This window comes from uncultured Tateyamaria sp., assembly GCF_947488715.1.
GTDB lineage: Bacteria > Pseudomonadota > Alphaproteobacteria > Rhodobacterales > Rhodobacteraceae > Tateyamaria.
Window position 1 is genome coordinate 350,715 of sequence record NZ_CANLAG010000004.1, and the last position, 18,766, is coordinate 369,480.

Annotated in this window: 18 protein-coding genes and 1 pseudogene; 11 read left to right on the plus strand and 8 right to left on the minus strand. The window is 63.4% G+C overall.

All coding sequences use genetic code 11. The features are described from left to right. Window positions 1–53: 53 nt before the first annotated feature. Window positions 54–1,427: an L-serine ammonia-lyase gene (locus Q0936_RS12215; protein ID WP_299292382.1), complete on the minus strand. Its 1,374-nt coding sequence runs from the start codon at window positions 1,425–1,427 to the stop codon at window positions 54–56. A 1-nt stretch (window position 1,428) separates the two neighbouring features. After that, window positions 1,429–2,133 (minus strand): glutathione S-transferase, encoded by a 705-nt coding sequence (locus Q0936_RS12220; RefSeq protein WP_299292380.1) that lies wholly within the window; start codon window positions 2,131–2,133, stop codon window positions 1,429–1,431. Between the two features lie 430 nt (window positions 2,134–2,563). Here Q0936_RS12220 and rpiA point away from each other — a divergent pair, with 430 nt between their 5' ends. The 6 genes from rpiA (at window position 2,564) to Q0936_RS12250 (ending at window position 8,791) form a co-directional block, all read left to right on the plus strand. After that, window positions 2,564–3,352 (plus strand): ribose-5-phosphate isomerase RpiA, encoded by a 789-nt coding sequence (gene rpiA / locus Q0936_RS12225; protein ID WP_299292378.1) that lies wholly within the window; start codon window positions 2,564–2,566, stop codon window positions 3,350–3,352. A gap of 11 nt (window positions 3,353–3,363) precedes the next feature. Next, complete coding sequence (locus tag Q0936_RS12230; RefSeq protein WP_299292376.1) at window positions 3,364–4,824, plus strand: FAD-dependent oxidoreductase; 1,461 nt, start codon at window positions 3,364–3,366, stop codon at window positions 4,822–4,824. 74 nt (window positions 4,825–4,898) lie between these two features. Continuing rightward, window positions 4,899–6,071, plus strand: a complete 1,173-nt coding sequence (hflK, locus tag Q0936_RS12235) for an FtsH protease activity modulator HflK (protein ID WP_299146485.1) — start codon at window positions 4,899–4,901, stop codon at window positions 6,069–6,071. Continuing rightward, window positions 6,071–6,958: a protease modulator HflC gene (gene hflC / locus Q0936_RS12240; protein ID WP_299292374.1), complete on the plus strand. Its 888-nt coding sequence runs from the start codon at window positions 6,071–6,073 to the stop codon at window positions 6,956–6,958. Before hflK ends, hflC begins: the two co-directional genes overlap by 1 nt. 3 nt (window positions 6,959–6,961) lie before the next feature. Further along, entirely contained in the window at window positions 6,962–7,156 is a 195-nt protein-coding gene (locus tag Q0936_RS12245) for a DUF2065 domain-containing protein (RefSeq protein ID WP_299146487.1), read from the plus strand. A 162-nt stretch (window positions 7,157–7,318) separates the two neighbouring features. Beyond that, on the plus strand, window positions 7,319–8,791 hold the full coding sequence (locus Q0936_RS12250) for a Do family serine endopeptidase (protein ID WP_299292372.1): 1,473 nt from the start codon (window positions 7,319–7,321) through the stop codon (window positions 8,789–8,791). A gap of 71 nt (window positions 8,792–8,862) precedes the next feature. Here Q0936_RS12250 and Q0936_RS12255 read toward each other — a convergent pair whose 3' ends face one another. Both Q0936_RS12255 and Q0936_RS12260 read right to left on the minus strand, forming a co-directional pair. After that, window positions 8,863–9,393: a peptidoglycan-binding domain-containing protein gene (locus Q0936_RS12255; protein WP_299292369.1), complete on the minus strand. Its 531-nt coding sequence runs from the start codon at window positions 9,391–9,393 to the stop codon at window positions 8,863–8,865. Between the two features lie 90 nt (window positions 9,394–9,483). Next, window positions 9,484–9,915: an OB-fold nucleic acid binding domain-containing protein gene (locus Q0936_RS12260; RefSeq protein ID WP_299146490.1), complete on the minus strand. Its 432-nt coding sequence runs from the start codon at window positions 9,913–9,915 to the stop codon at window positions 9,484–9,486. Between the two features lie 125 nt (window positions 9,916–10,040). On the opposite strand from Q0936_RS12260, the gene Q0936_RS12265 reads away from it, so the two are divergent. Continuing rightward, window positions 10,041–10,364, plus strand: coding sequence for a 2Fe-2S iron-sulfur cluster-binding protein (locus Q0936_RS12265; protein WP_299146491.1), 324 nt, complete (start codon window positions 10,041–10,043; stop codon window positions 10,362–10,364). Beyond that, a complete protein-coding gene (locus Q0936_RS12270) occupies window positions 10,364–11,197 on the plus strand; it encodes a VCBS repeat-containing protein (protein ID WP_299292366.1) in 834 nt (277 codons plus the stop codon). The genes Q0936_RS12265 and Q0936_RS12270 overlap by 1 nt, the downstream gene beginning before the upstream one ends. A gap of 13 nt (window positions 11,198–11,210) precedes the next feature. Here the strand turns inward: Q0936_RS12270 and purD are convergent, their stop codons facing one another. Then, entirely contained in the window at window positions 11,211–12,476 is a 1,266-nt protein-coding gene (gene purD, locus Q0936_RS12275) for a phosphoribosylamine--glycine ligase (protein ID WP_299292364.1), read from the minus strand. A 70-nt stretch (window positions 12,477–12,546) separates the two neighbouring features. Between purD and xseA the strand changes: the two genes are divergently transcribed. Next, window positions 12,547–14,094: an exodeoxyribonuclease VII large subunit gene (gene xseA, locus Q0936_RS12280; RefSeq protein WP_299292362.1), complete on the plus strand. Its 1,548-nt coding sequence runs from the start codon at window positions 12,547–12,549 to the stop codon at window positions 14,092–14,094. A 6-nt stretch (window positions 14,095–14,100) separates the two neighbouring features. On the opposite strand, the gene Q0936_RS12285 is transcribed toward xseA, so the two are convergent. Then, window positions 14,101–14,499, minus strand: coding sequence for a hypothetical protein (locus tag Q0936_RS12285; protein WP_299292359.1), 399 nt, complete (start codon window positions 14,497–14,499; stop codon window positions 14,101–14,103). 49 nt (window positions 14,500–14,548) lie between these two features. Further along, window positions 14,549–15,562, minus strand: coding sequence for an alkane 1-monooxygenase (locus Q0936_RS12290; RefSeq protein WP_299292357.1), 1,014 nt, complete (start codon window positions 15,560–15,562; stop codon window positions 14,549–14,551). 199 nt (window positions 15,563–15,761) lie between these two features. On the opposite strand from Q0936_RS12290, the gene Q0936_RS12295 reads away from it, so the two are divergent. Continuing rightward, the gene (locus tag Q0936_RS12295; RefSeq protein ID WP_299292355.1) at window positions 15,762–17,456 is read left to right on the plus strand and encodes an NAD(P)H-dependent oxidoreductase subunit E; all 1,695 of its coding nucleotides are present in this window, start codon (window positions 15,762–15,764) and stop codon (window positions 17,454–17,456) included. Here Q0936_RS12295 and Q0936_RS12300 read toward each other — a convergent pair. After that, entirely contained in the window at window positions 17,453–18,355 is a 903-nt protein-coding gene (locus tag Q0936_RS12300) for a transglycosylase SLT domain-containing protein (RefSeq protein WP_299292353.1), read from the minus strand. The genes Q0936_RS12295 and Q0936_RS12300 overlap by 4 nt on opposite strands. A 49-nt stretch (window positions 18,356–18,404) precedes the next feature. On the opposite strand from Q0936_RS12300, the pseudogene Q0936_RS12305 reads away from it, so the two are divergent. Next, window positions 18,405–18,766: pseudogene (locus tag Q0936_RS12305) on the plus strand (signal recognition particle-docking protein FtsY); the annotation flags it as partial.

The window sequence follows — 18,766 nt, forward strand, 5'->3', positions numbered from 1 at the left end:
CGCGCCATGCGCGAAATGCGCCCACCCACCGACCCTCGGTTTTGCCACTTTTTTCAGCAGTTGGGCACGTTTACGGCCAGCCCGCCGAGCGAGGTTTCCTTGTATTTCTCACTCATGTCCACGCCGGTCTGGCGCATGGTTTCGATACAGGCATCCAACGGCACGAGGTGGGTGCCGTCGCCGCGCAGGGCAAGGGAGGCGGCAGAGACGGCCTTGATCGCGCCCAGCCCGTTGCGTTCGATGCAGGGCACCTGCACCAGACCGCGTACCGGGTCGCAGGTCATGCCAAGGTGATGTTCCAGCGCGATTTCGGCGGCGTTTTCGATCTGCGCCGGGGTGCCGCCCATCACAGCGCACAGACCGGCGGCTGCCATAGCTGCGGCAGAGCCGACCTCGGCTTGGCAACCAGCCTCTGCGCCGGAGATGGAGGCGTTGTATTTGACCAGACCACCGATGGCGGCCGCCGTCAGCAGGAAGTCTTCGACATGCGACTCCGACGCACCCGGCACGTGATCAAGGTAGTACCGCAGTGTGGCCGGGAGTACCCCCGCCGCGCCATTGGTGGGGGCCGTTACGACTTGGCCACCTGCGGCGTTTTCCTCGTTCACAGCCATTGCATAAACACTCATCCAGTCATTGATGGTGTGCGGCGCACTCAGGTTCATACCGCGTTCGTCCATGAGCTTGTCATGGATATCCTTGGCGCGACGGCGCACGTGAAGCCCGCCAGGCAATGTGCCGTCAGTGGTCAGACCACGGTCGATGCATGCGTTCATAACCTGCCAGAGCCGTTTGGTGCCGGAGGCCAGTTGGTCCGCACCGCCGCGCGCCACTTCGTTGGCGCGTTTCATTTGGGCGATGGATTTGCCTGACATGCCAGACATGTCCAGCATTTCAGCGGCGGATTTGAAGGGGAAGGGGACGGGCGCGCCTTCGTCCGTGGCTTTGCCCGCGGCCAATTCCTCTTCGGTCATCACAAAGCCGCCGCCGATGGAATAGAAGACCTGCCGCAACGTTACGTCGCCCTGGGCGTCAGTGGCCATGAGGACCATGCCGTTGGCATGGCCTGGCAGCACGGTGTCGTAGTCAAAGATCAGGTCTTCGTCGGGGTCAAAGTGCAGCGGTGGCAGCCCGTCCGGGTGCAGGGTATGCGCGTTTGCCAAGTGGGCGAGCGTCGCCTCAGCCTTTTTATGGTCGTATGTGTCGGGCACGAAACCGGCAAGCCCAAGGATGGTCGCCCGGTCCGTTGCATGGCCAACACCGGTGAAGGCGAGGCTACCATGCAAAGAGGCACGCACCCCAGCAAACTGGAACGGCGAGGCGCGCATCATGTCGAGAAAGCGGGCGGCAGCGACCATGGGGCCCATAGTGTGCGAAGAGGACGGTCCGATGCCAACCTTGAACATGTCGAAGACGGAGAGAAACATTTTAGAGGGCGGTCCCTTCTGGTGGGGTCGGCAACCGCGGAGCGGTGAACGGCGTGGGGCCAAGGCCTTCGGCGGCTTGTGCCACGTGGGCGGATAGGCGGGTTTCAAACTGTTGCGCCACACCTAGCAGGGTAGGGTAGTCATGCAAGTCGAACCAATCGGTTTGCCCGGCGGGATAGAGCGCGCACCACCGCACAAGGGCAACGGCGTAGCAGTGCAGGACAGATGGGGTGTCGACATCGCTTGCCGCGAGCGCCGCGTCCAGCAGTGTCAGCCCCGCGGGCAATGTCATGTCGTTCGTTGATCTGGCTTGCAGGGTCCGGCGCAGCGTGGCCTGAGCCGTTGTATCGTCGCCCACGTATTTCCAGGGATAAAACGTCATGCGCATTTGTGCGTGCAGCGTGTTCGACACGAAAAAGAGCTTGCGCAGAAATGGCGCTCGGTCGGGGCTGTCCGGTGTGGGGGCCATCGCGCCGTGTCTGTCCGCCAACCAGAGCAGGATCGCGGCGGTTTCAAAGATCGGGCCGTCCGGCGTTTCCAGCACCGGGATCAAACCCGCAGGATTGATCCTGCGATAGGCTGCGCTGTCCTGCGCACGGGTTGCGCGGTCGACGAGCACGGTTTTGTAGGGGGCTCCCAATTCTTCGAGTGCCAGGCGGATGATCATCGAGGCATTGTCGGGCGCATAGTGCAACACATAAGTCATGGGCGGAGCATAGACACGGGCCGCCACGTGCCATTGTCGCAATGCGACCTTTTAGCGAAGTTTCCGGGCATGCTTAATACGACCTTAACAAAGCTGCTGTTTGTTTGGGGCAGGAGGAATGTGCCATGCGCTGGTTTATTGTCTTTCTGTCTCTTGTGGCATGCCTGATGCCCTGGCGATTGGGGCTGGCAGGGGGAGAGGGCTTTGTCCCCATGCCTGTTGCGGTCGACGTGTCTGTGTTGGGCGTTTCGCCCAGACCGAGCGTGCCGTGACCCAAATGCGCGCCTGATGGCGCACGCTATATTTTGTCCGCCAACGTCACCCTTGTCGCTGGGCCGACAGCGTCTGGCACGGGTTGCTCGGTTGGGGGTCGTAACGGCCCCGCGCTCCGACTATAAGCGCTTCAACAGATTTGGGGGAGTCGCGCCATATGACCGGAGAATTGTCGCCCATCGACAAGGCAAAGTTTGTCGCTGCCAAACGGGCGGCGGACTATGTCGAGGATGGCATGCGTGTTGGCCTTGGCACCGGATCCACGGCGGCGTGGCTTGTACGCTGTCTGGGTGAACAGGTGCGCGACGGTGGTCTGCGGTTCAAGGGCGTGCCCACATCCACGCGGACGGCGCAACTGGCCCGCGAAGTCGGGATCGAGGTGATCAGCCTGGACGAGGCCAAGTGGCTCGACGTGACCATTGACGGCGCCGACGAATTCGATGGGGATCTCAATCTCATCAAGGGTGGCGGAGGCGCGCTCTTGCAGGAAAAGATTGTGGCGACCGCCTCTGATCAAATGGTGGTGATCGCGGATATCGGCAAAGAGGTGGAACATCTGGGCTCTTTTCCATTGCCGGTCGAGCTGATCCCCTTTGGCTGGCAAACCACACAGGCGCTCGTCGAGGAAACCCTTATTTCCATGGACGTACTGGGCCGCCAGTCCAGCTTGCGGATGAATGGTGAACGGCCGTTTATCACGGACGAGGGCAACTATATCCTTGATCTGCACGTCCAGAGGATCGGCAACCCCAGACAGTTGAGCCTGGTCATGAACCAGATGCCGGGTGTGGTTGAAAACGGCCTGTTCATTGATATTTGTGACGCTGTCGTAATCGGCTACGGCGATGGTCGGGTCGAGGTACGGGATATCAATGAAGGCACGGTGGAACAGGAGCGGCTCGATTTTTTTGAGACCGACAACCTGTTCACGGACCTTGCGGACTAAGGACGGCCAAGATGGCAGACTATGACTACGACCTGTTTGTAATCGGAGGCGGTTCAGGTGGCGTGCGTGCAGCGCGCGTTGCTGCGGGCGATACGGGCGCGCGTGTGGCGCTGGCCGAAGAGGACCGGTACGGCGGCACCTGCGTGATCCGGGGATGTGTGCCCAAGAAACTGATGGTATTTGCCAGCGAATTCAGCGACGTGGCCGAGGTCGGCAGCGCATATGGCTGGAACATGACCGCGGGCAGCTTTGACTGGCAGAGCTTTCGCGGCCACTTGAACACCGAATTGGATCGGTTGGAGGGTGTGTACCGCAGCCTTCTCAAGAATTCCGGGGTCGAGACGTTCGATGCGCGTGCAAAGCTTGTGGACAAGCACACCGTGGCCCTGTCCACAGGCGAAACCAAGACGGCCAAAACGATCCTGATTGCAACCGGCGGACGTCCGGTGCGCCCGGACCTGCCCAACGCGCATCTGGGCATTGTCAGCGACGACATTTTCCACCTCGAAACCCTGCCCAAATCCATCCTGATCATTGGTGGCGGGTATATCGCCTGCGAATTTGCCTGCATCCTGCATGGGCTCGGTGTCGAGGTGACGCAATATTATCGCGGCGCGCAAATCCTGCGCGGCTTTGACGACGAAGCGCGCGGCCTGATTGCAGAATCCATGCGCGAGCGCGGCATCGATCTGGCCACAGGCACCAACATTGTCGAGATGGGTCCAGCCTCTGACGATCATTCGGGCGCGACGCCCACTGCATCCGACGCAGCCATGGGGGCCAGCGCCGCCCAGGCAGCAGAGCTGGCAGGTGACAGCGCCGCCACGGGCGGGCCGATCTGGGTCAAGTCGACCAACGGCCACGAGCGCGTTTTTGACACCGTGCTCTTTGCCACGGGCCGCGACCCCAATTCGACAGATATGGGGCTGGATGCCGTCGGGATCGAAACGGGCCGGCGCGGCGAGATTGTGGTCGACGCCTATTCGCGCACCGCAGCCGACAGCGTCTATGCCATTGGCGACGTGACCAACCGGGTCAACCTGACACCGGTCGCCATCCGCGAGGGCATGGCCTTTGTTGAAACGGCGTTCAAGGACAACCCAACCGCAGTTGATCACGAGCTGATCCCGTCGGCGGTCTTTACCCAGCCTGAAATGGGCACCGTGGGCCTGAGCGAAGAGGCCGCGCGCGAGCAGGAAGAGGTCGAAATCTACTGCACTTCGTTCCGTCCCATGCGCACCGCCTTTGCCGGGCAAAGCGACCGCGTGCTGATGAAACTGGTGGTCAGCGTGGCCAGCCGCAAGGTTCTGGGCTGTCACATCGTCGCACCGAACGCAGGCGAAATGATCCAGTTGGCCGGTATCGCGATCAAGATGGGCGCGACCAAAGAGGATTTCGACAGGACGGTGGCTGTGCACCCGACCATGTCGGAAGAGATTGTAACCATGAAGACGCCCATGCGGACTGCTTGATTTTTCCACGAAAAATCACACGTAGTGGGCAAAGGCGCGGCACAGGCTGCGTGGCAAAAGGAGACATACACCATATGGCTGGCAATACAGGCGGCCCCTGGGGGGGTGGCGGAAATTCAGGTGGCGACGACGGGCGCGGCAATGGCCCGCGCGATCCCGGTCGTGGCCCCGATCGCGGCAATGGCGGGCGACGCCCCGGCGATGACGGTCCGCAGATCCCCGAAATCGACGAGTTGGTGAAAAAAGGCCAGGAACAGCTGCGCGTTCTAATGGGCGGTCGCGGCGGTGGCAATACCGGCGGTGGTCGAGGATCCGGCGGCGGCGGTGGTCCGTTCCTGACACGAGGCACTGCTCTTCTGGGGATCGCGGCGGCGGTGGGTCTCTGGATCTTTTCGTCCTTCTACACGGTCCGGCCCGAAGAACAGTCAGTCGAACTTTTCTTGGGCGAATTTTCCTCCATCGGCAATCCCGGCCTGAACTTTGCCCCATGGCCTGTGGTCACCGCCGAGGTGATTCCGGTCACTCGCGAACAGACCGAGGAAATCGGAGTGGGCGGGCGCGGCGGGGATGCCGGCCTGATGCTGACGGGCGACGAAAACATCGTCGACATCGACTTTCAGGTGGTCTGGAACATCAACGATCCTGCGAATTACCTCTTTAACCTGCGCGACCCGCGCCCGACCATCCGGGCGGTGTCGGAATCGGCCATGCGCGAGATCATCGCCCAATCCGATCTCGCACCGATCCTCAACCGGGACCGGGGTGCCATCGCCAGCCGTCTTCAGGATCTGATCCAGTCGACGCTCGATAGCTACGAAAGCGGCGTGACCGTGATCCGCGTGAACTTTGACAAGGCTGACCCGCCGCAATCCGTGATCGACGCCTTCCGCGACGTTCAGGCCGCGGAACAGGAACGGGACCGCTTGCAAAACGTGGCTGACGCCTATGCCAACCGCGTCCTCGCCGAGGCCCGCGGTCAAGCGGCCCAGTTGCTTGAAGAGGCCGAGGGCTACCGCGCCCAGCAGGTCAACCAAGCCGAAGGTGAGGCCAGCCGCTTCTCCGCCGTTCTGGAGGAATACGCTAAGGCGCCCGAAGTGACGCGCAAGCGCCTCTATCTCGAAACGATGGAACGTGTGCTTGGCCGTGTGGACAAGATCATCCTCGACGAAAACCAGGGTGGCGGCCAAGGCGTCGTGCCTTACCTGCCGCTCAATGAATTGCGCCGTAACACCGGAGGGTCGAACTGATGCGTAGATCTGCTTTTCTGATCCCTGTGGTCGTGATCATCGCCGCCCTTGGCCTGTCGTCGCTGTTCATCGTCGATGAACGCGAAAAGGCGCTAGTGCTGCAATTCGGCCGCGTCGTCGCCGTCAAGGAAGACCCGGGGTTGGCCTTCAAGCTGCCGTTGATCCAGGAGGTCGTACGCTATGACGACCGGATCCTCAGCCGCGATGTCGACCCGATCGAAGTGACGCCGCTGGATGATCGTCGTCTGGTCGTGGACGCCTTTGCGCGCTACCGGATCACTGATCTGAACCAGTTCCGCCAAGCGGTTGGTACTGGTGGCGAACAGGCCGCCGAACGCCGGATCGACGGCATCTTGCGGAACGAGCTGCGCGAAGTGCTGGGTTCCGTGACCTCCAACGACATCCTCAGCTCGGACCGGGCGGCGCTGATGCTGCGCATCCGCAACGGGGCCATCCTCGAGGCACGCGCGCTGGGCATCGAAGTCGTCGACGTCCGCCTCAAGCGGACCGACCTGCCCACCGAAAACCTGGACGCCACATTCCAGCGGATGCGTGCCGAAAGGGAACGTGAGGCGACAGACGAACGCGCCCGCGGTAACGAGGCCGCGCAACGTGTGCGCGCTCAGGCTGACCGGACCGTGGTGGAACTGACCTCCGACGCCGAACGCCAGGCAGAGATTATCCGCGGTGAGGCCGACGCCCGCCGTAACGCTATCTTTGCCAACGCTTTCGGGGCGGACCCAGAGTTCTTTGAATTCTACCGGTCGCTCACCGCCTATGAGCGCGCGCTGGGGGCGGACAACTCGACCATGGTGATGTCGCCGGACAGCGAGTTCTTCAACTACCTGCGCTCCGATCAGGGCACGCGCAGCGCCGAAGGAGACTGATCCATGGCGTGGGTCCTGTTGGCCCTCGGATTGGTGATGATTGTGGAGGGGCTGGCCTATGTGCTGGCCCCTTCGCTTATCGAACGCGTGCTTGAGGTACTGCGCAGCTTGCCTGAAAGCGCCCGCCGCCAGTTTGGCGCACTGGTGCTGGTCAGCGGCCTGATTTGCCTTTGGCTGGCCTTTCATCTCGGGCTATGAGCCCGCGTGTTCACGGATTGGTAACGCGGTGTTGAAAGGTTGGGCGTGTGAACCATCTTTAATGTTGCAAGGATGCAACCCTACATGCACCCTGTGCGCAGCCGCGCATATATGTGTGCAGAATGGCCAAAACGGCCAAAGAGACGATCCAGGAGAGACCTGATGCAGCGACAGGCAATTGCCCTTTCGAGACAGCTTCCCGACGTAAACGCGATACGCGCCCTGATGGTGGGCGCGCTGGCACTGGCGTTCCTGCTGGTGCAGACACTCATAGCCAGCGCCCGGCCCGAAAGCCTGGCGCCTCTGGCCGAACAGATCAGCCCTTCGGTGGTGAACATCACCACATCGACCGTGGTCGAAGGCCGTACAGGCCCGCAGGGTATCGTGCCCGAAGGATCCCCCTTCGAAGACTTCTTTCGCGAGTTCCAGGACCGCAACGGAGAGGGTGATCGCCCCCGCCGTTCCTCGGCGCTTGGCTCCGGCTTCGTGATTTCCGAGGACGGGTTCATCGTGACCAACAACCACGTCATCGAAGGCGCGGACGAGATCCTCATCGAGTTTTTCAACGGTGATGAGCTCAAGGCAGAACTGATTGGTACGGACCCCAACACCGACATCGCCTTGCTCAAGGTGGATGCCGATGGTCCCCTGCCGCACGTGCCGTTTGGCAACAGCGACCAAGCCCGCGTTGGCGACTGGGTTGTCGCGATGGGCAACCCGCTGGGTCAGGGCTTCTCGGTCTCTGCGGGTATCGTGTCTGCGCGCAACCGCGCCCTGTCCGGCACCTATGACGACTACATCCAGACGGATGCGGCCATCAACCGCGGCAACTCGGGCGGTCCGCTGTTCAACATGGACGGCGAAGTGATCGGCGTGAACACCGCGATCCTGTCGCCCAATGGCGGCTCAATCGGCATCGGCTTCTCGATGGCATCGAACGTCGTGACCCGCGTGGTCGATCAGTTGCAGGAATTTGGCGAAACCCGCCGCGGCTGGCTGGGCGTGCGCATCCAGGACCTGACCGACGACATCGCAGAAGCCATGGGCCTCGAAGAAGTGTCTGGCGCGTTGGTGACATCCGTGCCGGATGGCCCGGCCAAGGACGCAGGCATGCAGGACGGTGACGTCATCCTCAGCTTTGCAGGCGTGGACGTGGCCGACACCCGTGGCCTCGTGCGCCAGGTCGGCAACAGCCCTGTGGGTGAGACGGTGCGCGTTGTGGTGTTCCGCGATGGCGACACGGTGACCCTGCGCGTGACGCTGGGCCGCCGCGAAGAGGCCGAAGGTGCTGTGCCTGCCGCAGCGCCCGCACCTGAGACACCGGAGGAGCCTGAAACCAAGGATGTGCTGGGCCTGACACTCAGCACCTTGTCCGACGAGTTGCGCGAGCAATTGGGCGTGGCACAGGACCAACAGGGCCTTGCCGTGGTGTCTGTGGACGAAACCACAGAGGCCTATGAAAAGGGTCTGCGCAGCGGTGACATCATCACCGAGGCGGGCCAGCAAAAAGTGTCGAGCATTTCGGACTTCGAGACCCGCTTGGTCGAGGTCAAGGAAGCGGGACGCAAATCGCTTTTGCTGCTGGTGCGTCGGGCCGGGGATCCGCGCTTTGTGGCGCTCAGTCTCGCAGAGTAAACGGCACAGTCCGAAGCCTATTCAAAAGGCGCCCTGCGGGGCGCTTTTTTCGTTGATCTCATGGGTGTCGCTTAGGCGGCGGGTGTCCGTTCGACGGCCACCAGCCCCAGTTTGCGCGCAGCGGCGATGGACAGTGTGGCGCTGTCCAGCCCTTCGGCGTTCTGGTATCGGCGCACGGCGCTGCGTGTGCGTGGGTCCATGACACCGGTGATGGGGCCACGGTAATACCCCCGTGCCTCCAGCGCCCGCTGGACCGAAGACAGGAACTCGGGCGTCAACGTCGCGTCGCAAATGACCTCGTACCAGTTTTCACGACGCGGTTGGACAACGTGTTGCTGGGTCTCGCTCTTGTAGATGGGCGGGGCCTGAACGCGCCCGTCGCTGCTGATCTGTGCCGGCTGCAAGAGCACTTTGCGGGTGACCGTCTCGACCACGGCGGGGCTGACTGTTTTGCCCCAGCAGGTACCGGGGGCCGCACCGGGCGGTGCGGTGGCCAGCGAAATGGGGTCTATGTTCGCATTGGAACTGACCACGCCGTTTTGCATGCAGGCGGACAGGGCAAGGGCTGCCGCCATGGCGGGAAGGAAGGATCGTTGTATCATGCTCGATGCCTCTATGTGGGCGTTTGGCGCAGCATAGCCCGCCACATGTCGTCTGCCTAGCCCTCAGCCGCCCGCGTGTCTGTCCCCCGCCTAGCGCCTGTCCCATGTGTCGCTGCGCGCCTCTGCGGACACGGTGCGGCCCGTGCCCTGGGCCAGCAACTGATCGAGCATCGGCGAGATATCCTCGACCTCTTCGGCCAGAACATGGGTGACGCTGTGCGCCCGCTGCATCCGGCCTGTGACCCGCAACATGCGCCCCGCCACGACAGCCCGGCGGAACCGTTCGTAGATGTGCCGCCAGACGATCACGTTCACGACACCGGTTTCGTCCTCCAGCGTGACAAATATCACGCCCTTGGCGGTACCGGGGCGTTGACGCAGGATCACCAGCCCAGCCACGGCGACCCGCGCGTTCACCGGCGGTATCGCAAGGTCACAGGCCCGCAGGCAGGCCGGCGGGCGCGGCCAATGGCCGGTGGCCCCTGTGGATGGGGTGCTGGTGGGGGCAGGCAAAACACGCATGAGAACAAAGATAGAACATATAGGTGTTGTCGCAAGTGGGAAAGATCTGCGTCGCAAAAGGGGGTGGCGGGGCGAAAACGGGGCGGGTAGAACCTTTTGGAACCAGACACCGGAGGGCACGAGACATGGCCAAGATCACCTATATCGAACACGGCGGCACCGAGCATGTGGTGGACGTCGCCAATGGCCTGACGGTCATGGAAGGCGCGCGCGACAACAATATTCCCGGCATTGAAGCCGATTGTGGCGGGGCCTGCGCCTGTTCAACCTGCCACGTCTATGTGGATGCGGCCTGGGTCGAGAAATTGCCCGCCAAGGATGACATGGAAACCGACATGCTGGATTTCGCTTATGAGCCGGACGAAACCAAGTCGCGGTTGACCTGTCAGCTCAAGGTGACGGACGCCATGGACGGGTTGATTGTCCGGATGCCCGAGAAGCAGATCTGATGCCAACGGGGGCGCCGCGTCTGCCGTTGCGCCAGTGGCGCAGTCATGCCCGCGGCGCGTTGCCAGCGGTGTGCCTGTGGCTGGCGTCGATGGGCGCTTTGTCAACGGGTGCGCTGGCGCAGGATGCGTGCACCCCTGGAGACGGCACAGTTCTGGCACAGGCGTGCTTTCTGGCCGATCCACCCCCTGTGCAGCGCTATGGTCACGACATTCTGGGCAACACCCGCGAGTGGGCCAACCTGACGCTTGATTGGGGACCGGGCGCCGACGCGGCTTATGCCGGTGGTGCGCCCTCACTTGTCTTGCGTCTCGAGGCCGGGATTTTCGAAGACGTGGCCCCACGCGTGATCCAGCTGGACGATGATCCCTTGCCCGAGGTTCTGGTCGTCAACAGCGAACGCGGCAAAGGGGCCAGGCTGTTGATCCTCGATGTCAACCCAGACGGCATTCGTTCGATCACCAGCCCCTTTATCGGTCAACAAAACCGGTGGTACGCGCCTGTAGGTGCTGCGGATCTGGATGGCGACGGGGTTGTCGAAGTCATGTGGATCGACCGCCCGCATCTTGCCAAGGTACTGCGTGTCGCGCAGGTGCGCGGCGACAGCCTGGTCGAAGTTGCAGCACTGGATGGCCTGACCAATCACCGCATTGGCGAGGACGACATTGCTGGTGGCATTCGCATGTGCAACGGCACGCCCGAGATGATCCTGTCCACGGGCAATTGGAGCGATCTGGTCGCGATCACCTGGGACGGCGACAGCTTTACCCGGACCTACATCGGCCAGGACACCCGCCGCCCGGCCTTTGCCCGCGCGATGGCGTGCGCTGAATAGGCCAGCGCGGCTCTCAGTCCAGCGCCCGCCAGCCGATGTCACGTCGGCAAAACCCGCCGGGAAAGTCGATCTGATCGACCATCTCATAGGCGCGCGCCGCGGCCTCCGACAACTGCGCGCCCCGTGCCGTCACGTTCAACACCCGCCCGCCGGACGCCGTGATGTCCCCGTCCACGCGCTTGGAGCCCGCATGGAAAACCATCTGGCTCGACGTCTCCGGCAGGCCGTCCAGCCCACGGATCACGGCGCCTTTGGCATAGCTGCCGGGATAGCCATCGGCGGCCATCACCACGGTCATCGCATGATCATCGGCCCAGTTGACCTGCGCCGTGTCCAGCCGCGCCTCGGCTGCGGCCTGCATCAGGTCGAGCGCCTGCGCGCCCAGACGCATCATCAGCACCTGACATTCCGGATCGCCAAAGCGGACGTTGTATTCCACCAGACGCGGTGCGCCGTCCTTGATCATCAAACCGGCATAAAGCACGCCCTGATAGGGCATGCCGCGTGCTGCCATCTCTGCCATGGTGGGGCGGATGATCTCGGCCAGGGCGCGTTCGGCAATTGCGTCGGTCAGCACGGGCGCTGGCGAATAGGCGCCCATACCACCCGTGTTGGGGCCTGTGTCGCCCGCGCCGACACGTTTGTGATCCTGCGCGGTCCCGATGGGCAACACGTTGGTGCCATCGCACAGAACAAAGAATGACGCCTCTTCGCCGTCCATGAATTCTTCGACCACCACCTCCGCGCCAGCGCCGCCAAAGGCACCGCCAAACATGTCGTCAATCGCCGCATGGGCCGCCTCGGCTGTCTCGGCGATGATCACACCCTTGCCAGCCGCCAAACCATCGGCCTTGATCACGATGGGTGCACCCTGCGCCGTGACATAGGCCTTGGCGGCCGCCGCATCGGTGAAATGCCCATAGGCTGCAGTAGGCGCACCTGCGGCATCGCAAACCTGCTTGGTGAATGCCTTAGACGCCTCCAACTGTGCGGCCGCCTGACTGGGGCCAAAGACCAGCACACCGGCATCGCGCAAACGGTCGGCCACACCGGCGGCTAATGGTGCCTCGGGGCCGATGATCACAAAATCGATCGCCTCTTCGGTCACGAACCCGGCCACCGCGCCGCCATCCTCGATGTCGAGGGCTGCGCATTCGGCAATGGCGGCAATACCGGCATTGCCCGGTGCCACGACCAAACGGTCGCATTTCGGGTTCTGCAGCACAGCCCAGGCCAGGCTGTGTTCACGTCCGCCGCCGCCTAAGATGAGGATATTCATGGGTCACTGCTCCTTGGCCTTTGCTGAGCGGCGTTCTAAGCTGGGGACCAGCCTTGCACAAGGACGCGCTATGGACCTGCTCGACGATCCTATCCCCGGTTCCAACACGCCGGAATTCTCGGTTTCTGAAATCGCGGGCAAGGTAAAACGCCTGATCGAGGGTGAACTGGGCTGGGTCCGGATCAAGGGAGAGGTGGGGCGCGTGGTACTCGCACGCTCCGGGCACCTCTATTTCGACCTCAAGGACGACCGCAATGTGCTGTCTTGCATGACGTGGAAAGGGCAGGTGCCGGAACTGGGCACCATGCCCGAAGAGGGGATGGAAGTCGTCGCCGAAGGCCGCATGACCGCCAGCGGGTTCCAATCGAAGTTCTCGCTCAACGCCCAACGGATCGCCATCGCGGGCGAGGGCGCGCTGATGGCGCTGCTGGAAAAACGCAAAAAGGCGCTCGCCGCCGAAGGGCTGTTTGATCCCGCGCGCAAGAAACCTCTGCCCTACCTGCCGGACGTGATCGGGGTGGTCACGTCACTGCAAGGCGCGGTGATCCGCGATATCCTGCACCGGCTGCGCGACCGCTTCCCGCGCAAGGTGATGATCTGGCCGGTGGCAGTGCAAGGTGCCGCCTGCGCACCCGAAGTGGCCCGCGCCATTGCCGGGTTCAACGCCCTGACACCGGGCGGGGCCATGCCGCGCCCTGACTTGCTGATCGTGGCGCGTGGGGGCGGCTCGGTCGAAGATCTCTGGGGCTTCAACGAAGAGGCCGTGGCCCGCGCGGCAGCCGCTTCCGACATTCCGCTGATCTCTGCCGTTGGTCACGAAACCGACACGACGCTGATCGACTTTGTCTCGGACCAACGCGCGCCGACACCGACGGCTGCGGCTGAAATGGCGGTGCCGGTGCGGCATGAATTGCTGGCTTGGGTCGAACAGGCGGGCGGGCGCATGACCAGTAGCCTCAGCACCGGCCTGCAACGCCGTGATCAACGGCTGCGGGATCTGGCCCGCGCCTTGCCACGTGCCGATGCGCTCATGGATGGCCCGCGCCAACGGCTGGACCGGGCAGGCGACCGGTTGGACCCGGCGCTGATGACAGGGGTGCAGCGGCGGCGCGTGCATCTGTCTGACGTCTCAGGCAGCTTGCGCCCCGCAATCCTGACCCGCCAGTTGCGCAATGACCGTCAGCGCCTCGCAGATCTGTCCGCACGGCTTGGCCCCGCGTTGGCGCGGGCGACGGCAACGACGCGCGACCGGCTCGACGCACGCGTGGCCCGGTTTTCGCCACGCCTGCTGGCGCAGGACGTCGCGCGCGAACGCACAAGGCTCGACAGCGTTGTGTCGCGCCTTCAGGGGGCTGGACATCACCAGATCACCAGCCTCAGCGAACGGCTGACCAGCATGGATCGCCTGCGCGAAACGCTCAGCTACAAGGCGACGCTGGCACGTGGTTATGCTGTCGTGCGCGGCGGGGCAGGCATCGTGACCACCAAAGCCGCCGCCGAAGCCGCCGGTGGTCTCGAAATCGAATTCACCGACGGACGTCTGAAACTGGGTGCGGGAACACCGCCTGCACGAGGGACCAAAGCGAAAAAACCGCCCGAGCAAGGGTCGTTGTTCTAACCGGCCTCAAACCCCAATCTTGGGGCCAAGGCACACCATCTCTTCGCCCACATCCTGCGCTTCGTACAATTCGGTGCTGGCGGGGTCGTTTTCAAACGTCGCGACCAGACCGCCGCCCTGCTGTTCAAAACTCCAGCACTGCGGGTCGCCAGGACGGTCCTCGTAGACGAAACAGATGTTGCGCCCTTCGTTGTACCAATACCCGTCCTTGCATTCGCCATCCAGAAACGACCAGGTGACGCGCCGGTTTTCGCGGTAGATTTCGGCACCATAAGAGCGCCCGTCGCGGCCGTAAAACAGCGTCTTTCCAGTCACATAGGCTTCGAACTCCGCCGCGCTCATCGGTTCGGCGGCAACAGGTGCGGCCATGGCGGCGCACAGGATCAGGGCAATACGCAATGTCATGGCGCCAATCTGTCAGAGGCCAGCGACCAGCGCCACCCGCGATTGGCCCTCAGGATGTCGCAGGCGTCATGTCGCCACTTGCGCGCCACTGCGCAACGCGGGGCCGCATCATGCGCTTCCACACAGGCGGGACCAGCGCAACAACGGCCATCACGGGCAGCGAATGCGGCAGCATCGGCATCGTGTCGGGTGTCAGGTCCAATTGGGGGAACGGTTGCGCCGGGCGCGTGTGATGTGCCGAATGACGCGGGGCGTTCAACATCATCGCCGACGAATACCATTGCGGCGCGTTCCACGAATGCGCGGGCCCCATCGGCGCGCGCCGCCCATCCGGCTGCTCCGCCCGCTCCAACCCATAGTGCTGGACATAATCCGACAGCATCAACTGCACCTGCGCATAGCTGGCAATGCCGATCAAACCCAACACACCCGCACCCCCGCTGAGCAGTGCCGCGATGCCAATGGTCGCCAGCGCGCCCAGCACGTAGGCCACGTAGGGTGCAGGCCAGCGTACGCCGCCGTGCCGGTGTTGTTCGGCGCGCAGGCCTGCGCGAAAACTGCCGATCCAGGTGCGCGGCAAATAGGCCCAGAACCCTTCGCCCAAACGCGCGGTGGCCGGGTCACGCGGTGTGGCCGCATGCACGTGGTGAACCAGACGGTGCGCGCTGGTGTGATGCCCAAACAGGACGGTGACGTAATTCGCAGCCCCCAGCCGAAACGCCCAGCGGTCCGCTCGGTGGATCAGCTCATGGGCGTTCGAATTGGACACCTGCCCGCAATAGAGGCCGCAACCGACCACGATCAAAACCTTGTCGACCACGGGCAGGGGGCCACCCATCGCCCAGACCGCCAACGCCAACAGCGCAAAATGCACCAGCCCCAGCACTTCTGACAGGCGATGGCCTGCGGTGCGTGCCTCGGGCACGGGTCCCGGCAGCTTGTCAGCGACAAAGGCAACAACCGTGATCGCCGCTATCCCGGCCCACACCCACACCCCGCCAAACAGGCAGGCCAGTGCCAGCAATCCGGCTGGCAAAAGCGTCGCAATGGCAAACGGCAACATGAAACAGAATCACCCTCAGAACGGTCGGCGTTGTGTAGCACAACAGCGTGTCGCGCGCCTTAACCCCATACACGTTCCCGATGCGCGTCGCCGCGATGCGGATCGGCGCGTGATTTGCGCGCTGACGGGTCGCTTTTGGGCTGATTGCAGCGCCTGCGCGCTGCTAATCTCGCGACAAATCGGGCCAAGGGAGTGCGGCATGGCGCTGGATCAAGCAGAAAAAGGCAAAGGTGTCTGGAAGTCCGGCAAGGGCAAGGGCCGTGTGCGTCCCAAGGGCCGCGCGCTCGAGGATCAGGCATGGGACGAGGTGCGCGCATTGCTGGGCGACGGGCCCCGCCGCCGCGATCTGCTGATTGAACACCTGCACCTGATCCAGGACACATATGGCCACCTCAGCGCCGCCCACCTGCGCGCGCTGGCCGAGGAAATGCGCCTGTCCATGGCCGAGGTCTACGAAGTCGCGACGTTCTACGCCCATTTCGACGTTGTCAAAGAGGGCGAGACACCGCCGCCCGCGCTAACCATCCGTGTGTGCGACTCGCTCAGCTGCGAACTGGCGGGTGCACAGCAGCTCAAAGCAGCACTCGAGGACGGGCTGGACGCGTCAGAGGTCCGCGTACTGCGCGCGCCCTGCATGGGCCGCTGCGACACCGCCCCCGTTCTCGAACTGGGCCACAACCACATCGACAACGCCACACCCGAAAAGGTGAAGGCGGCCATCGACGCCGGTGACACCCACGCCCATGTGCCCGACTACGAAACCTACGACGCCTACGCCGCCGCCGGTGGTTACGAGACGCTCAAATCCCTGCGCGGCAGCGGCAATTGGGAAGACGTCCAGGCGCAAATCAAGGACAGCGGCCTGCGCGGTCTGGGCGGCGCGGGTTTCCCCTCCGGCACCAAATGGGGCTTTGTCCGCGGCAATCCCGGCCCGCGCTATCTAGCAGTTAACGGTGACGAGGGCGAGCCCGGCACGTTCAAAGACCGCTACTACCTCGAACGCACCCCGCACCTGTTTCTCGAGGGCATGTTGATCGCCGCATGGGCGGTCGAGGCCGACACCGCCTTTATCTACATGCGCGACGAATATCCCGCCGTGCTCGAAATTTTGGCCCGTGAAATCAAGGCTCTGGAAGACGCAGGCGTTGTCGCCCCCGGCTATATCGACCTGCGGCGTGGGGCCGGTGCCTATATCTGCGGCGAAGAATCCGCGATGATCGAAAGCATCGAGGGCAAGCGTGGCATGCCCCGCCACCGCCCGCCCTACGTGGCGCAAGTCGGCATCTTCAACCAGCCCACGCTTGTCCATAACGTCGAAACCTTGCACTGGATCGCGCGCATTTGTCGTGAGGGTCCAGAGGTCCTCAACACCACCGAAAAGAATGGCCGCAAAGGGCTGCGCAGCTACTCGGTCTCGGGCCGCGTGGCGCAACCGGGCGTCTACCTGCTGCCCGCAGGCTCGACCATCACCGACATCATCGACGCCGCTGGTGGCATGGCCGACGGACACGTGTTCAAGGCCTACCAACCGGGCGGCCCGTCCTCGGGCCTCTTGCCCAGCACCATGGACGACGTCCCGCTCGACTTCGACACATTGCAACCGCATGGCACCTTCATCGGCTCGGCGGCGGTGGTTGTCCTGTCCGATCAGGACCGCGCCCGCGATGCGGCCCTCAACATGCTGCGCTTCTTCGAAGACGAAAGCTGTGGCCAATGCACGCCGTGTCGGGTGGGCTGTGAAAAGGCCGTCAAACTGATGCAGGCGGACACGTGGGATCAGGGTCTGCTGACCGAACTCTGCACGGCCATGACCGATGCGTCGATCTGTGGCTTGGGGCAGGCCGCGCCGAACCCGATCAAACTGGTGATGAAACACTTCCCCGACGAGGTCTAACCGGGGTTGCGATAGATCCGGCAAATGCAGCCCGCGCGCGCCAGCGTGCGGCACAGTTGTCCTGCGCCGTCCCGCGTCTGCCTGCCGATGCGCCCCATGATATAGGGCGCGCGGCCCCGGATGCGTGAGGGGACGTTGATGTAATCGACGGTTTCCTTGGACACCAATCCCCGACATTCACGCGTTTGGCGTGCGACGTTTGCGCGTGCGGCCTTGGCGGTTTTGCCGAACCCCAGTTGCACCCCCCAGGGTTTGTACCGTGGTGGCGGTGGCCCCAGCGACGTCACCCGGCGCGCCTTGGCCATGGCCAGACAGGCGGGCATGAACGGCGTTGTCCCATCCAGCCGGAAATCATGCGCTTTGGGTGGCGCGTCGCGCCAATCCTCGGCGTTCAGCCCGGTGATGATCCGCACATAGTTGATCGTCTCACGCGCCAATCCTCCACCTTCCAAAAATCCCGACGCCCGCCGTTCGCCACCGTTGTAGGCGACGGCGGCCATGCCCGGATTGCCAAAACGTCTTTGTAAATCAGCCAGATAATGCGCCGAGCGTTCCATCGCCTCAGCCGGGTTATAGCTGTCCTGCAACCCGCGCAGTTTGGCCGTGCCGGGCATGAATTGCGCAATCCCCTGCGCCCCTGCGGGGCTGAGCGCGTTGGCGTCAAACCGGCTTTCCTGCCACAACAAGCGCGCGAAAAAACCGGGGTCCAACAGGTGTCTGCGGCTGGTATCCTGAATGTGTTGGCAAATGTCGAACGCAGCGTGCGCAGGCCGGATGCAGGCCACCGGACCCAGCGCGCCGGTGCTGCACAATGTGCCCGGCGCTTGTGCCTGTGCGCCACCCGGCACCCAAATCCACGCCGCCAGCGCAACGATGCGCCAAAACTCATACCTTTTCATGCCGTCGCGCCCGTATTAGGTCAGGTGGTGGATCAAGTATCGGGGCATCATGGCATTTTTCAATAAACTCAAGGACCGGTTGTTCAATTCTTCGTCCAAGCTTGACGAAGGGTTGGAGGCAATTGTCGAAGACGGTGGTGTCGAAGAGGCCGCAACCCCGGCGCCCGAGATTGCCCCCGCCAGTGATCCAGAGCCTGCCGCGCCGCCGGTCGAGATGCCTGCCGTTGCCGATCCTGTGCCTGCGCCGGCCCCGGTCGAGATGCCACAGGTCAGCGATCCCGCACCTGAGGCACCGCCGCTTGACCCCGCGCCAACGCCGGTAGAGTTTCCAGAGCCAGAGCCAGAGCCAGAGCCAGAGCCAGAGCCAGAGCCAGAGCCAGAGCCAGAGCCAGAGCCAGAGCCAGAGCCAGA